Source organism: Streptomyces sp. CB01373, assembly GCF_002803075.1.
Taxonomy (GTDB): Bacteria; Actinomycetota; Actinomycetes; order Streptomycetales; family Streptomycetaceae; genus Streptomyces.
The window spans coordinates 36373-50489 of record NZ_NNBK01000018.1 but is presented as its reverse complement, the minus strand read 5'-3'; the positions used below and the strand labels follow the sequence as shown (position 1 = coordinate 50489).

The following is a 14117-nucleotide window of genomic DNA, read 5'->3' as shown; positions in this document are numbered from 1 at the left end:
CAGCGCGCACGGCAGTCGCCCGGTCCCGCCCGTTCGCCGCCCCGGCCGGAACCGGCCCGGGCACGCCGCCCCTGCCGACCGCCCCCGCTCTGTACGGAGCACCGGGCTGCCGCCGTACTCATCCGGGACGCATCGGCGCAGGCGATCCGCGAGCCGCCACGCGTGCACCCGGACCCGGCCGACCGTCGTGGCCCCTGCGCGGAGCACCGGGGTCCGGCCGCCTCATGTCGGAGGACGCCGCTCGCGACCCGAGGGGCCGGTTCCGGGCCCGGTCGGGGACGGCCTGGGCGCGGCGGCGGTCGCGAGAAGCCGCCGTTGCCCGGCCGCGACCGGGCCCAGGGGCCGGCGGACCAGGCGCGTGCGGCGGTCCGCCGGTGCCGTTCGCCGGCCCGGCCGAGGGCCGGAGCAGGGGCGCCGCTCTGGTGGCGATGGCGGCGTCGCCATCAGGCCTCGGGTGTTCGGCGGCCGGGCGCCGCGTTTGCGTGGGAGCGGTGGTGCGCGTCAAGGTGGCAGTTCACGACCGGACAGGCCGACGACCTTGAGGTGCGGGCATGGACAGTGGTGCGAGGGCGTCGCGACGGGGGTCTCCCCCGCTCGGGCGGCGCCGGAAGGCCGGGACAGGCTGGAGCAGGCGGCAGTTCGTCGGGGCGCTGACGGGAGCCGCCGCCGTGCTGGCGGTCCCGGCGCCCGCGAAACCCCGGTCCGGCTCCACGCCCGTGAGCGCGCCGGAGGCCGCCGAGAGCCCTCGGCAGCCGGCGGCGAGGCCGCCCGGTCGCCGGCCCCTGTACCTGGGCACCTACACGTCCGTGCCGGGCGGCGGCAAGGGCATAGGTCTGGCGGTGTACGACCCGGTGTCGGGCGCCGTCGGCGGCCGGGGCGCCATCACCGGGGTCGCCGACCCGTCGTACCTCGCCGTGCATCCCGACGGCCGCACGCTGTACGCGGTCGACGAGCGGCAGGACGGCGGCGTGACCGCGGTGCGGCTCGCCGACCGCAGGGTCCTCGGCACCCGGAGCACCGGCGGTTCGGGGCCCTGCCATCTGTCCGTGCACCCGAGCGGGCGCTGGCTGCTCAGCGCCAACTACGGCTCCGGCAGCGTGGCCGTGCACCCGATAGCCGCCTCGGGCGCCCTCGGCGAGCGCGCCGACCTGGTCACCCACACCAGCCCCAGGCCCGGCCCCGGACAGCAGGGGCCGCATGCCCACCAGGTCATCACCAGCCCCGACGGCGGCCATGTCCTCGCCGTGGACCTCGGCACCGACACCGTCTACACGTACCGCCTGAACACCCGCACGGGCCGCCTCACCGAGGTCTCCCAGGCGCACACCCGGCCCGGCGCCGGACCGCGTCAGCTGACCTTCCACCCGGGCGGCCGGTACGCCTACCTCGCCAACGAGGTCGACAACACCCTCGCGGTGTGCGCGTACGACCGGCCCACGGGCCGGCTGACCGTCGGCGCGACACAGTCCACGGGCGGCGGCGCGGGCAGGAACTACCCGTCGCAGGTCCTGGTCACGGCCGACGGCAAGTTCGCCTACCTGGCCAACCGGGGCCACAACACCCTGGCGCGCTACGCCGTCGCCGCGGACGGGGCCCGGCTGAAGCTGCTGGGCACGACGCCGGTCGCGGGCGACTTCCCGCGTCAGATCGCGTTCTCTCCGAACGGCGCGCTGCTGTTCGCCGCGAACCAGAAGTCGAACACGGTCAGCGTCTTCCACGTCGACCGTGCGAACGGCTCGCTGCGTCTGGCGGGTACGCCGTTCCCCTCACCGGTCGCCGTCTGCGCGCTGCCGCTGTAGGGCGCGCGGGCAGGAGGCGGCGCCCGCCTGGAGCAGCAGGACGTGCATACGTTCGGTGAGCGCGGTGAGGTCGTCGGCGGGCGCGTGGAACGGCAGGCGTACGTCGCCGTGGGTGCGGGCGCGCTCGATGCGCAGAGTCAGTCCGTGCCGGTCGACGGCGAGCGGCTGGACGCGCACCGCGCCCTGCAGGCTGTCGGGTCCGACCAGCCTGGTCAGCCGCTCCACCGCCTCGGGATGGGCGTCGGCGAGGTGGGTGAGCAGGCCGGCCTCCGCCAGGGCGAGCGGGTCGGGCGCGGAGGCGGTGAACTCCTCGGCGCCGACGACGACCGCGCCGGGCGGCTGCCGCAGCACGACGCGCGTGGGGTGGAACACCAGGTGCTCCGCCTCGGGGACGAGCCGGCCGGCGAGCCAGAGCCGGGCGCGGATCCGGTTGCGCACGGGGACGGGCGCGACGTCGGCGAACTCCAGGACGGCGGACGGCTCGCCGCGCGGCACGAGAAGGGCGGCGGCGCGCAGGGCGCTGTCCCCGGGCACGTGCAGCAGGACGCGGCCGTCCTCGCGCACGGTGTGGGCGCCGACGTACTCCTCCCGTCCGCCCTCCGCGGTCACCGCGCAGGACCAGGCGGCGGCGAGCACGGACCGCGCCCGCTGTGCCGCTCCGGGCTCCGCCGTCCAGGTCTGGCTTTCGTCCATCCCTCAACCTCCTTCTTAGGTAAGGCTTGCCTAACCTATCGAAGATCGGGGGGTGTGCCAACCAGGCAGGGCGTGTCGACCGGGCGGGCCGCGACCGGGAGGCGGCGTCGAGTCAGCTCTCCGCCGTCCAGTGAGCGGGGCGGGAGAGCGATCCGGGCAGCCGGGTGGCGGCGCTGCCCCGGGCCGCTTCGAGCTGCGGCTGGGTCAGGAAGAACGCGCCGGTCAGATCGGCGCCCGTCAGATTCGTGTTCCGCAGGTCGGCGCCTATCAGATCCGCGTCCCGCAGATCGGCACCGGTGAGGTCGGCGGCTATCAGGCAGGCGCCGCGCAGACTGGCTCCGCGCAGGTCCGCGCCCTTCAGCCGGGCCCCGACCAGGTCGGCTCCCCGCCGGTCCTTCGGCTTCCCCCTCCCGCGCCGCGCCCCGGCGCGCACCAGCTCACTGGTGCGCAGCAGCAGGACGTTGACCTCCTGGCGGTGCGCGCCGACGTCCAGCGCGACGAGTTCGCCGGGCGGCAGAAGGGTGAGCTGTTCGGTCCGCTCCAGCGCCCGGCGCAGCTCGCCGTGCACCGGGCGGGCGGCGCTCAGGTCGAGCGCCTCGGTCACGTACCACAGCAGTTCGTGGAGCTGCCGCACCACCGGGAAGACCTCGAACATCAGCCGGGCGTCCTCCCCGGAGCCCGTGCGCCAGTCCTGTCCGCCGAAGACGACCTGCGAGACCTTCTGTCCCGCGCCGAAACAGTCGTAGACCGTGCACCCGGTGAAGCCCTGCTGCCGGAGCCGTGTGTGGATACCGCACCGGTGGTCGTCCCGGAGGTTCGGGCACGGCTTCCCCGCGGGCTTGTCCAGGGCGAAGTCCGCGGAGGCGGCGAAGGGCAGGGCGACACAGCAGAGCCCGAAGCAGCGTGCGCAGTCGCCGCGCAGTCCGCTGCGGTCGTGCCGGGTGCCTTTCTGATCTTGCATGATGTTCAGCCTACGAGGAGGACTGAGCCGGCACACCACCTTTTCCGCCGTTCCCGGATGCGATCGCCGACTTCTACAGGGAGTTGTCGCGGAGCCAGGTCAGTACCTGGTCGGCATGTTCGTTCGGGGGGAAGACCGGATAGAAGACGTGCTCGACCACGCCGTCGCGGATGATCAGAGTCAGCCGCTTGTAGAGCGTCAGCCCACTGGTCTCGAATGTGGGCGGGCCGAGTTCCCGTGCCAGGCTCCGTGCGGGGTCGGAGAGCATCTGGAACGGCAGGTTGAGCCGCTCGACGACCTCACGCTGATAGTCGGCCTCCTGGCTGGAAAGGCCGAACACCCCGTCCGCGCCGGCGGCGAGGAGACCTTGGTAGTGATCGCGGAAGCCGCATGCCTCAGGGGTGCAGCCGCGTGCACCGGGGATCGAGTCCCAGCCGTCGGGCAGGTCGACGCCCGGGCGTCCGGTGAGCGGGTAAATGTAGATCACCGTGCGGCCCGCGCCGAGCGCGTCGAGGCGGACGGCCGTGCCGCCGGTGCTCCGGAGTTCCAGGTGCGGCACCTCAGTGCCGAGCAGATGTGCGGCTGCGCCGTCGTCCTCGGGTACGGGCAGGCCGGCGGGCAAGCTCGTGTAGTCGGTCATCAGGTCCTCTTCTCCGTTGGCCGGTGAGACGCGGCTGCCGCGGTGGGCGGCCTGACGCAGGTGCGCGACCAGTACCGCCCGACGGGCCGTGAGTCCCTCGATCCGCTGGGTGAGCTCGGCGATCGCGTCCCGGTAACCGGCCAGCGAGGCCGGACAGTCGTCGCCGTGTCGATGGCCGGCCGTGAGGCACTCCAGGAACGGGCGGGTACGCTCAACAGGAATTCCGAGACTGCCCAGCGCTCTGATCTCCTGCGTGAGTCGTACGTCGTGCTCGTCGTAGTCCCGGTAGCCATTGGCCAGCCGTCCGGGCGTGAGCAAGCCCAGCGATTCGTAGTAGCGCACCGCTTTCGTCGTCACGCCCGCCCGGCGAGCCAGCTCACTGATCCGCATGCCTCTCACCTCGAAGAACGCTAAACCTTGCCCTCGAGGGTAAGGTCAAGCCGGGCGAGGTCGGGCGTGACCTACCAGCTCGGGAACCTGATCGCCGCTCTCAACCTGCCGCTCCAGGAGGCCATCGCCCGGCATCACGGCTGTCCGGCGGCGCCGGCATGGACAGTGGTGCCCGCCTTGACTCTGGTGATCCTGCTGAGCGCGGTCGGCAAGGAGGCCAAGGTCAAGAGGGGCCGTCGCCCGTCGGGCAACCGGATTTCGGGCCGCGGCCGTTCAGCCCGCCCAGGCTGCGGTCAGGTCCAGGTGCCCGAGCCGTTCGGGGTCGGCCAGGATGTAGAGGTGGGTGATCCGGCCGTCGGCGACGACGACGCCCATGACGGAACGCGGCCCGCCCTCGGGGGCGTTGGCCACCCCGACCGAGCCGTTGACCAGCACCAGGCGGGCCGTCCCCGCGTACTGCGCGAAGGTGAGGGCCTGCGCGGCCACCGTCGTCGCACCGCGGACCACCTTGGAGGCGGCCGCGCCCCGGACGAGCGCGCCGGCGTCGACCCGCAGCACCACGTCCGGGTGGAGTACGGCCACGAGCGCCTCGAAGTCGCCGCCGCGCGAGGCCGCGAGGAAGGCGTCGAGCACCTGCTTCTGCCGGGCCAGGTCGGCCTCGGCGGACGGGGTGGCGCCCTGCACCCGGCGGCGGGCGCGGCTGGCAAGCTGCCGGGTGGCGGTGGCGCTGCGCTCCACGACCGGCGCGATGTCGTCGAAGGGCACCGCGAACAGGTCGTGGAGCACGAACGCCAGCCGCTCGTCGGGCTGAAGAGTCTCCAGGACGACTAGCAGGGCGAGCCCGACCGAGTCGGCCCGGACCGCCTCCTGCTCCGGGTCGGCCGGGGTCAGGGGCCGGATCACCGGGTCCGGGACGAAGGTGTCGTCGATCGGCTCCTCGCGGCGGGCTTTCCGCGAGCGCAGCAGGTCGAGGCAGACCCGGCCCGTCGCGGTGGTGAGCCAGGCGCCGAGGTTGCGGATGGAGCCGGTGTCCGTGCGGGTGAGCCTCAGCCAGGCCTCCTGGACGGCGTCCTCGGCCTCGGGCACCGAGCCGAGCATGCGGTAGGCCACCGCCCGCAGTTGCGGGCGGTGCTCCTCGAAGCTCCGTGCCAGGACTTCCTCGTCACCCGTACCGGACATCGCTTCCCCACCCCGTTCCCCCGCACCTCCCCGGCATCCTAGTGCCGCGGCAGGTGAGGGGCCCCGGACCGGCCGATCCCGCCGGCGTCAGACGTCGCCGTGGACGAGCCCGAGCAGCCGGTCCAGGACGCGGGGACCGCCCGCCCTGACGCCGTCGTGCTCGAACTCGTCGGTGACCCAGGTGCGCAGGCCACCGATCGCGCGGGCGGTGGCGAGGGCGTGGGCCGTGTCGACGTACATGTCGTCGTGGTAGACGGCCGCGACGACCGGGACCTCGTTGGCGGCGAGGCGGGCGGGGTCGTACAGGGGCCGCCAGTCGGTGCGGGCGGCGAGCAGTTCGGCGGTCTCGCGCAGCGGGCGCAGCGCCGGGTCGCAGTCGAACATCCAGGGGTGCACGGTCTCGCCGGTGAACAGCACCGGCCCGTCGCCGGCGAGGGCCTTGGCGGCGTCGAACTGCGGGAACTCCGCGCGGACCCGCTCGGCCGACCATGCGGTGGGGCGGGTGTCCTGGCCGTAGATGGCCTCGTGGACGAGGGCGTACAGCGGGTGGCCCGCGTACGACAGCAGGCCCTGGACCTCCTCCTGGAAGGCGTCGGACAGTTCCGGCCCGCCCGGGGTGCGGACGAAGGCGTGCTCGAGGAGGAAGTGGAGTCGGTGGCTGCCGTCGCCGCCGCCGAGCATGATGCCGAGCGACTGGAAGGCCTCGACGGTCAGCCGGTAGCCGTTCGGGAGCACCACGTCGTGGGTGAGCAGGTGGTCGGCGATGCGGCGGGCGCGGTCGACGTCCTGCGGGTAGCGGGCGTAGTGGGCGGCGACCTTGCGCTCGATGCGCGGGTAGGCGGCCCGGTAGACGTCGTCGGCGTGGGCGTCGAGCGAGGGCAGGCCACCGGTGATCAGGGCGGCGGCCATGCCCTCGGGGTGCGTGGACAGGTAGTTCACGGTGCAGAAGCCGCCGAAGCTCTGCCCGAGGACGGTCCAGGGAGCGCCGCCGGTCACCTCGGGGCGGATCGCCTCGCAGTCGCGGACGATCGAGTCGGCGCGGAAGTGCGTGAGGTAGTCGGCCTGTGCGGCGGCGTCGCCGCACAGGGGCAGCGTCTGGCGGTTGGCGGGCGTGGAGTGGCCGGTGCCGCGCTGGTCGAGGAGCAGGACCCGGTAGTCCTCCAGGGCCCGGCCGAACCAGGCCTGCCGTCCGATGAAACGGTTCGCCCCGAAGCCGGGACCGCCCTGGAGGTAGATCAGCCACGGCAGGTCCTGGCCGGCCTTGTCCCGCGCGACGGCCTCACGTGCGTAGAGCTCGATCGTCTCCCCGGCGGGGTCGTCGTGGTCGAGCGGCACGGTGAAGGTGCGGTCGGTGAGGACGACGCCGGGGTGGCGGTAGCTGACGGTCAAGGGTTCTCCCGGGACGGAGGGTTTACGGCCGCGTCCCAGTTCAGCACATGTTCCTCCGCCGCCCGACCGCGGGGACCGGGAATTCGTGCGGAGCGCGCGGTGGACGCGTCACTGGGCGGCCGGTGGTCGCCCGGGCAGGCTGGAGCTGCGTACCACCAGTTCCGGCTGGAGCACCACCCGCCGGTGCTCGTGCGCCGCCGGCTGCCCGGTCTCCTCCAGCAGCAGCTCCGCCGCCAGGGCGCCCATGGTGACGGCGGGCTGGCGGACCGAGGTGAGCGGCACGGCCGCGGCGGCGGCGAACTCGATGTCGTCGTAGCCGACGATGGCGAGGTCCTCGGGGACCCGGACCCCGGCCGCGTACATGGACTGCAGCACGCCGAGGGCGAGGAGATCGTTGGCGCAGAAGACGGCCGTGGGCCGGCCGGCGAGGCCGAGGAGGCGGGCGCCCGCGTCTCGTCCGGCGGCCACGTCGAGGCGCTCGGTGGGCAGCTCGCGCAGCGCGTCGGGTCCGAGTCCCGCCTCGGCGAGGGCGTTCTGGGCGCCGGTACGGCGGTCGCGCACCTGGTTCAGGCCGGGCGGGCCGCTCACGTAGGCGAGGGAGCGGTGCCCCGCGTCGACCAGGTGCCGTACCGCGAGCGCGCCGCCCGCCACGTCGTCCACGGAGACCGAGCACTCGGTGGCGCCCTCGGCGACCCGGTCGACCAGGACGAAGGGGATGCCGTGGCGGCGGAGGGCGGCGATGTTGCGGCCGGTGGTGTCGGCGGGGGTGAGCAGGACGCCGCGCACCCGCTGTTCGGCGAAGAGGGACAGGTACTCGGCCTCCTCGCCGGGGCTCTGCGCACTGTTGCAGACCATCACGCCGAGCCCGGCCGCGCGGGCCGCCCGCTCGGCGCCCCGGGCGACGTCCACGAAGAAGGGGTTGCCCATGTCGAGGACGAGCAGTCCCATGATCCGGCTGCGGCCGGCCCGCAGTTGGCGCGCGGACTCGCTGCGGACGTAGCCGAGCCGGTCGATCGCGGACTGCACGCGGGCCCGGGTCTCGGTGGCGACGGTCTCCGGACGGTTGATGACGTTCGAGACCGTGCCCACGGAGACACCGGCGGCGCGTGCGACGTCCTTGATACCCACCGATGGGGCCATCGAGCGGAAACCTCCAGGAATGCGAGGGGCGGCGGCGGGCCTTCACATTACCGTCACGGCACCGCACATCTGCGCGGGTCACGGGCGGGGGGACGAGGCGCGCTCGGTGACACTGGTGCCCCGGCGCTAGAAGTGGAACTGGTCGATGTTCTTGCTGTCGAAGACGGTCGGCTTGCCGAGGTTGATCAGGCCGTCCCTGCCGATGGTGTACGAGCCCATGGCGCCGGCCTTGAAGGTCTCGCCCTCCTTGCCGGTGATCTGCCCGGAGGAGAGGGCGACCGCGGTGTACGCGGCCAGCTCGCCGAGCTTGGCCGGGTCCCACAGCTCGAAGGCCTCGACGGTGCCGTTCTTGACGTATGTGCGCATGTCGTTGGGGGTGCCGAGGCCGGTCAGCTTGACCTTGCCCTTGTACTTGGAGCCGGACAGGTACTGGGCGGCGGCCTTGATGCCGACGGTGGTCGGGGAGATGATCCCCTTCAGGTTCGGGTACTGCTGGAGCAGGCCCTGGGTCTGCTGGAAGGACGCCTGCGCGTCGTCGTTGCCGTAGGCGACCTTGACCAGTTCGACGTCCTTGTACTTGGGGTCCTTCAGCTCCCGCTTCATGTAGTCGATCCAGGTGTTCTGGTTCGTCGCGGTCTGCGCGGCGGACAGGATCGCGATCTCGCCCTTGAATCCGATCTGCTGCGCGAGCAGTTGCACCTCGGTGCGGCCGAGGTCCTCGGCGGACGCCTGGGAGACGAAGGCGTTTCGGCAGTCGGGCTTGGTGTCGGAGTCGTAGGTGACGACCTTGATGCCGTTCTTCATGGCCTGCTTCAGCGCGGTGCACAGGGCGCCCGGGTCCTGCGCGGACACGGCCATCGCGTCGACCTGCTGCTGGGTGAGGGTGTTGACGTAGGAGACCTGGCCGGAGGTGTCGGTGGCGCTGGACGGTCCGACCTCCTTGTATTTCTCGCCCAGTTCCTCCAGGGCCTTTTTGCCGCCGTTGTCGGCGGACGTGAAGTAGGGGTTGTTGACCTGCTTGGGCAGGAAGCCGACGGTCAAACCCTTCTTGGTCGGGGCGTCCGGGTCGGCCTGGCCGGCCGAGGAGGCGGCGGCGCCGCTGTCCTTGCCGACGTCGTTCTTGGTGGTGCCGCCGCAGGCGGTGGCGGCCAGGGCGAGGGAGGTCGCGGCGGCGAGGGCCGCGCAGGTGCGGCGGATCGTCGACGTGCGCATGGTGAAGTCCTTTACGGGGGCGGCGGGGTGGGCGGAGCGGGCTACGAAGTCGGTGTGGTCACCTTTGACTTGGGTGGCTCGGGCGCCGAGGCCGCTCGGCGCGCGCTCCTGGCGGCGGAGACCTGGCGCGCGACCCGCGGGCCGAGCACGGAGACGACGAGCAGGACGCCGGTGACGACGATCTGCGACTGGGCGGAGACGTTCAGCAGGCTCATCACGTTCTGCAGCGCGCCGAGCAGGAAGACACCGGCGACGGCGCCGCCGAGCGTGCCCCTCCCGCCGTCGAAGTCGATGCCGCCGAGCAACACCGCGGCGACGACGGAGAGTTCGAGTCCCGTGGCGTTGTCGTAACGGGCGCTCGCGTAGTGCAGGGCCCAGAAGACGCCGGTCAGGGCGGACATGAAGCCGGTGGCGACGAACAGGATCAGCTTGTCGCGCCTGACCCGGATGCCGGCGAACCGGGCCGCCTCCTCGCCGGCGCCGATCGCGAACAGCGCTCGCCCGAAGGGGGTGGCGTGCAGGGTGATGACGGCGATCGCCAGCAGGAGCAGGAAGGGCAGGAACGCCTGCGGCAGGAAGGTGTTGCCGACGCGTCCGGCAGCGAAGTCCAGGTACTGGTCCGGGAAGTCGGTCACCGCGTCGGAGCCGAGCACGATCTGCGCGATGCCGCGGTAGGCGGCGAGGGTGCCGATTGTCACCGCGAGGGACGGCAGTCCGAGCCTGGTCACCAGCAGGCCGTTGGCCAGACCGCACACCGCGCCCAGCAGCAGGCACAGCGGGATGATCGTCTCGATCGCCATGCCCTGGTTCCACAGGGCGCCCATCACCGCGCCGGACAGTCCGGCGGTGGAGGCCACCGACAGGTCGATCTCACCGGAGACCACCAGCAGGGTCATCGGCAGGGCGATCAGCGCGATCGGCAGGGTGTTGCCGATCAGGAACGACAGGTTGAGGGCGTTGCCGAAACCGTCGACGAGGCCGAAGGAGAACAGCAGGACCACGACGAGCAGGGCACCGACGACGGTGTCCCAGCGCACGGCTCGCGAGAGGGCGGAGTCAGCCATGGCGGACGTTCCTCTTCTTCAGGGCCGAGGCCACGCGCAGCGCGACGACCCGGTCGACCGCGATGGCGAGCAGGAGCAGGACGCCGTTGATCGCCAGCACCCAGACGGAGCTGACGCCGAGTGCGGGCAGCACACTGTTCACGGAGGTCAGCAGCAGGGCGCCGAGGGCCGCGCCGTACACGCTGCCGGAGCCGCCGTTGAAGACCACGCCGCCGACCACCACCGCGCTGACGACGGTGAGTTCGTATCCGCTGCCGGTGCCGGAGTCGACGCTGCCGAACCGGGCCAGGTACATCGCCCCGGCGAGACCGGCGAGTCCGCCGCAGAAGGTGTAGGCGGCCAGGACGCGCTTGCGCACCGGGATGCCGGCGAGGCGGGCGGCCTCCGGGTTGGAGCCGAGCGCGTACAGCTCGCGGCCGCTGCCGTAGTGCTTGAGGCAGTACGCCGTCGCCACCAGGACGGCGAGGGCGATCAGCGCCAGGTACGGCACCATCCGGATGCCGCCGGAGCCGAAGTCGACGAAACCGCCGGGCAGGTCGGCCGCGGTGATCTGGCGGGAGCCGACCCAGACGGAGTCGATGCCGCGGATGATGTAGAGCGTGCCGAGGGTGACGACGAGCGCGGGTACCTGGCCGAGGCTGACGAGCAGTCCGTTCAGCAGGCCGAAGCCGACCCCGGTGAGCACCGCGAGGACGACGGCCACCACGGAGTTCCCGCCGCCCTGCAGCCATGTACCGGCGGCGAAGGCGCTGATGCCGAGCGTGGAGCCGACCGACAGATCGACGTTGCGGGTGATGACGACCAGGGACTGGCCGGTGGCGACGAGCACCAGGATGGTCGCGTTCAGCAGCAGGTCCTTGACGCCCTGCTCGGACAGGAACGCGCTGTTGCCCGCCTGGGCGACGGCGATCAGCGCCAGCAGGACGACCAGGATGGCGAGTTCACGCATCCTGAACACCCGGTCGACCAGGCGGGTGCCGCTGGACCGGTGCGCCTCGGCGGTGGGGGCGGGGTCAGGGGCGGTCGTGGTCACGCCGCCCTCCCCGTGGCCGCGGCCATCACGGCTTCCTCGGTGACGTCGGAGCGGGGGATCTCGGCGGTCAGCCGGCCCTCGTGCATCACGAGCACCCGGTCGGCCATGCCGAGGATCTCGGGCAGGTCGGAGGAGATCATCAGGACGGCGACCCCGTCGGCGGCCAGTTCACCGAGCAGCCGGTGCACCTCGGCCTTGGTGCCGACGTCGATGCCGCGGGTCGGCTCGTCGACGATGAGCACCCTGGGGCCGGTGGCGAGCCACTTGGCGAGGACGACCTTCTGCTGGTTGCCGCCGGAGAGCGTGGAGACGGCGTCGGCGATCCTGGCGTACTTGACCCGAAGCCTGACCGCCCAGTCCAGGGAGCGGCTGCGTTCCGCGCCGCGGTCCATCAGTCCGGCCCTCACGGTCGTCCGGAGTCCGGTGAGGCCGATGTTGCGCTCGATGGACATGTTCATCACCAGGCCCTGGGCGCGCCGGTCCTCGGGGACCAGGGCGAGCCCGGCGGCCATCGCGAGGGACGGGGCGCCATTGGTGAGCCGGCGTCCGTCGACCTCGACCTCGCCGGCGTCCCACCGGTCGATGCCGAAGACGGCGCGGGCGACCTCCGTGCGCCCGGCGCCGACCAGTCCGGCCAGGCCCACGATCTCGCCGCGCCGCACGTCGAAGGAGACGTCGGTGAAGACGCCCTCGCGGGTCAGCCGGCGCACGCTGAGCGCGATGCCGCCCGGTGTCACGTCCTGCTTGGGGTAGAGCTCGTCGAGGTCGCGGCCGACCATGCGCCGCACGAGGTCGTCCTCGGTCATGCCGTCCAGCGGCTCGACGGCGATCCGGGCGCCGTCGCGCAGGGTCGTCACCCGCCGGCAGATCGCGAAGATCTCCTCCAGGCGGTGCGAGATGAACAGCACCGCGGCGCCCTGGTCGCGCAGGGCGCGCACGACGCCGAACAGGCGGGCGACCTCACTGCCGGTCAGGGCCGCGGTCGGCTCGTCCATGATCAGGACGCGGGCGTCGAAGGAGAGCGCCTTGGCGATCTCGACGATCTGCTGGTCGGCGATGGACAGTCCGCGCGCGGGACGGTCGGGGTCGAGGTCGACACCGAGCCGCCCCATCAGGGCTCGGGTGGCCTCACGGGTGGCGTCGTGGTCGATACGGCCCAGAGCCCGCCGGGGCCTGCGGCTCATGAAGATGTTCTCGGCGATCGACAGATCGGGGAAGAGCGTCGGTTCCTGGTAGATCACGGCGATACCGGCGTCCCGGGCGTCTCCGGGACCGTGGAAGACGACGGTTTCGCCGTCGAACAGCACCTGGCCGGCGTCGGGCCGGTGCACCCCGGCGAGGATCTTGATGAGGGTCGACTTGCCCGCGCCGTTCTCCCCGGCGAGGGCGTGCACCTCTCCCGGAAGCAGTTCCAGGGACACGTTCCTGAGGGCACGCACCGCGCCGAAGGACTTCGAGATGTCCCTGAGCGCCAGCACCGGGGCCGGACCCGTGTCGGACGGGTGAGTCATGGGGGCTCCTCGACGACGCCGGCGGAGTGCCGCCCCACGTCGTGAAAGGTTTCAACCTGGTGGCCGGGACGTTAGGCCGGGAGCGGATGTCACGTCAATGGGTGCGGATCGAAAACAGTGCGGGATCGACAACCGGGTGCAAGCTCAGGGCATTACGGTGCGTCGCCCCTACCGGAAGGGTTGACACCCTCACCGGCGGCTCATAGCTTCAAATTGCTGAATCGATTCATACGCACCGGTTGCGGGAGCCGGCTCAGACCTCGTTCGGAGCTGGTTCTCGAAGCCGTCCCAAAAGCCGTCACAGGAGCCTCGCAGTGACCGACCTCGCCGCGGTGAAGGCCGCCCTCAGGACCCAGGCCGTCGAGACGCCGTCGTGGGCGTACGGGAACTCGGGGACACGCTTCAAGGTGTTCGCGCAGGCGGGCGTGCCGCGTACGCCGTGGGAGAAGGTGGACGACGCGGCCCAGGTGCACGCCGTCACCGGTGTCGCGCCGACCGTCGCCCTGCACATCCCGTGGGACGAGGTGGACGACTACGCGGCGCTCGCCCGGCACGCCGAGGACCGCGGTCTGAGGCTCGGCGCGATCAACTCCAACACCTTCCAGGACGACGACTACCGGCTCGGCAGCATCTGCCATCCGGACGCGGCGGTGCGGCGCAAGGCGGTCGGCCATCTGCTGGAGTGCGTCGACATCATGGACGCCACCGGATCGAACGATCTGAAGCTCTGGTTCGCCGACGGCACGAACTACCCCGGCCAGGACGACATACGGGGACGGCAGGACCGGCTGGGCGAGGGGCTGGCCGAGGTGTACGAGCGGCTCGGCGAGGGTCAGCGGATGCTGCTGGAGTACAAGCTCTTCGAGCCGGCCTTCTACACCACGGACGTCCCGGACTGGGGTACGGCGTACGCGCACTGCCTGAAGCTGGGCCCAAAGGCGCGGGTCGTGGTGGACACCGGGCACCACGCGCCGGGCACGAACATCGAGTTCATCGTCGCCACCCTGCTGCGGGAGGAAAGGCTCGGCGGGTTCGACTTCAACTCCCGGTTCTACGCCGACGACGACCTGATGGTGGGCGCGGCCGATCCCTTCCAGCTCTTCCGG

General features: G+C 72.2%; 12 protein-coding genes. 2 read left to right on the top strand and 10 right to left on the bottom strand.

All coding sequences use genetic code 11. The features are described 5' to 3' along the window. Window positions 1-650 precede the first annotated feature (650 nt). Window positions 651-1799, top strand: coding sequence for a lactonase family protein (locus CG719_RS27255; protein WP_100571462.1), 1149 nt, complete (start codon window positions 651-653; stop codon window positions 1797-1799). Here the strand turns inward: CG719_RS27255 and CG719_RS27250 are convergent. The 10 genes from CG719_RS27250 to CG719_RS27200 all read right to left on the bottom strand — a co-directional run bounded on the left by CG719_RS27250 (window position 1767) and on the right by CG719_RS27200 (window position 13011). Beyond that, window positions 1767-2492, bottom strand: a complete 726-nt coding sequence (locus CG719_RS27250) for a DUF2470 domain-containing protein (protein ID WP_100571348.1) — start codon at window positions 2490-2492, stop codon at window positions 1767-1769. The genes CG719_RS27255 and CG719_RS27250 overlap by 33 nt on opposite strands. Before the next feature lie 112 nt (window positions 2493-2604). Further along, window positions 2605-3453: a pentapeptide repeat-containing protein gene (locus CG719_RS27245; protein ID WP_100571347.1), complete on the bottom strand. Its 849-nt coding sequence runs from the start codon at window positions 3451-3453 to the stop codon at window positions 2605-2607. Between the two features lie 73 nt (window positions 3454-3526). Continuing rightward, window positions 3527-4483, bottom strand: coding sequence for a redoxin family protein (locus CG719_RS27240; RefSeq protein ID WP_100571346.1), 957 nt, complete (start codon window positions 4481-4483; stop codon window positions 3527-3529). Window positions 4484-4756: 273 nt separating this feature from the next. After that, window positions 4757-5662 (bottom strand): RNA polymerase sigma factor SigJ, encoded by a 906-nt coding sequence (gene sigJ / locus CG719_RS27230; RefSeq protein ID WP_100571345.1) that lies wholly within the window; start codon window positions 5660-5662, stop codon window positions 4757-4759. A gap of 87 nt (window positions 5663-5749) precedes the next feature. After that, window positions 5750-7051, bottom strand: a complete 1302-nt coding sequence (locus CG719_RS27225; protein WP_100571344.1) for an alpha/beta fold hydrolase — start codon at window positions 7049-7051, stop codon at window positions 5750-5752. 108 nt (window positions 7052-7159) lie between these two features. Further along, a complete protein-coding gene (locus CG719_RS27220) occupies window positions 7160-8191 on the bottom strand; it encodes a LacI family DNA-binding transcriptional regulator (RefSeq protein WP_100571343.1) in 1032 nt (343 codons plus the stop codon). A gap of 126 nt (window positions 8192-8317) precedes the next feature. After that, window positions 8318-9403 (bottom strand): rhamnose ABC transporter substrate-binding protein, encoded by a 1086-nt coding sequence (rhaS, locus tag CG719_RS27215; RefSeq protein ID WP_100571342.1) that lies wholly within the window; start codon window positions 9401-9403, stop codon window positions 8318-8320. Between the two features lie 41 nt (window positions 9404-9444). Beyond that, window positions 9445-10467, bottom strand: coding sequence for an ABC transporter permease (locus tag CG719_RS27210; RefSeq protein ID WP_100571341.1), 1023 nt, complete (start codon window positions 10465-10467; stop codon window positions 9445-9447). Beyond that, the gene (locus tag CG719_RS27205; protein ID WP_100571340.1) at window positions 10460-11500 is read right to left on the bottom strand and encodes an ABC transporter permease; all 1041 of its coding nucleotides are present in this window, start codon (window positions 11498-11500) and stop codon (window positions 10460-10462) included. The genes CG719_RS27210 and CG719_RS27205 overlap by 8 nt, the downstream gene beginning before the upstream one ends. After that, entirely contained in the window at window positions 11497-13011 is a 1515-nt protein-coding gene (locus tag CG719_RS27200) for a sugar ABC transporter ATP-binding protein (protein WP_100571339.1), read from the bottom strand. The genes CG719_RS27205 and CG719_RS27200 overlap by 4 nt, the downstream gene beginning before the upstream one ends. 314 nt (window positions 13012-13325) lie before the next feature. On the opposite strand from CG719_RS27200, the gene CG719_RS27195 reads away from it, so the two are divergent. Next, window positions 13326-14117: TIM barrel protein (locus tag CG719_RS27195; RefSeq protein ID WP_234375782.1), on the top strand; the 792-nt coding region annotated here is incomplete at its 3' end.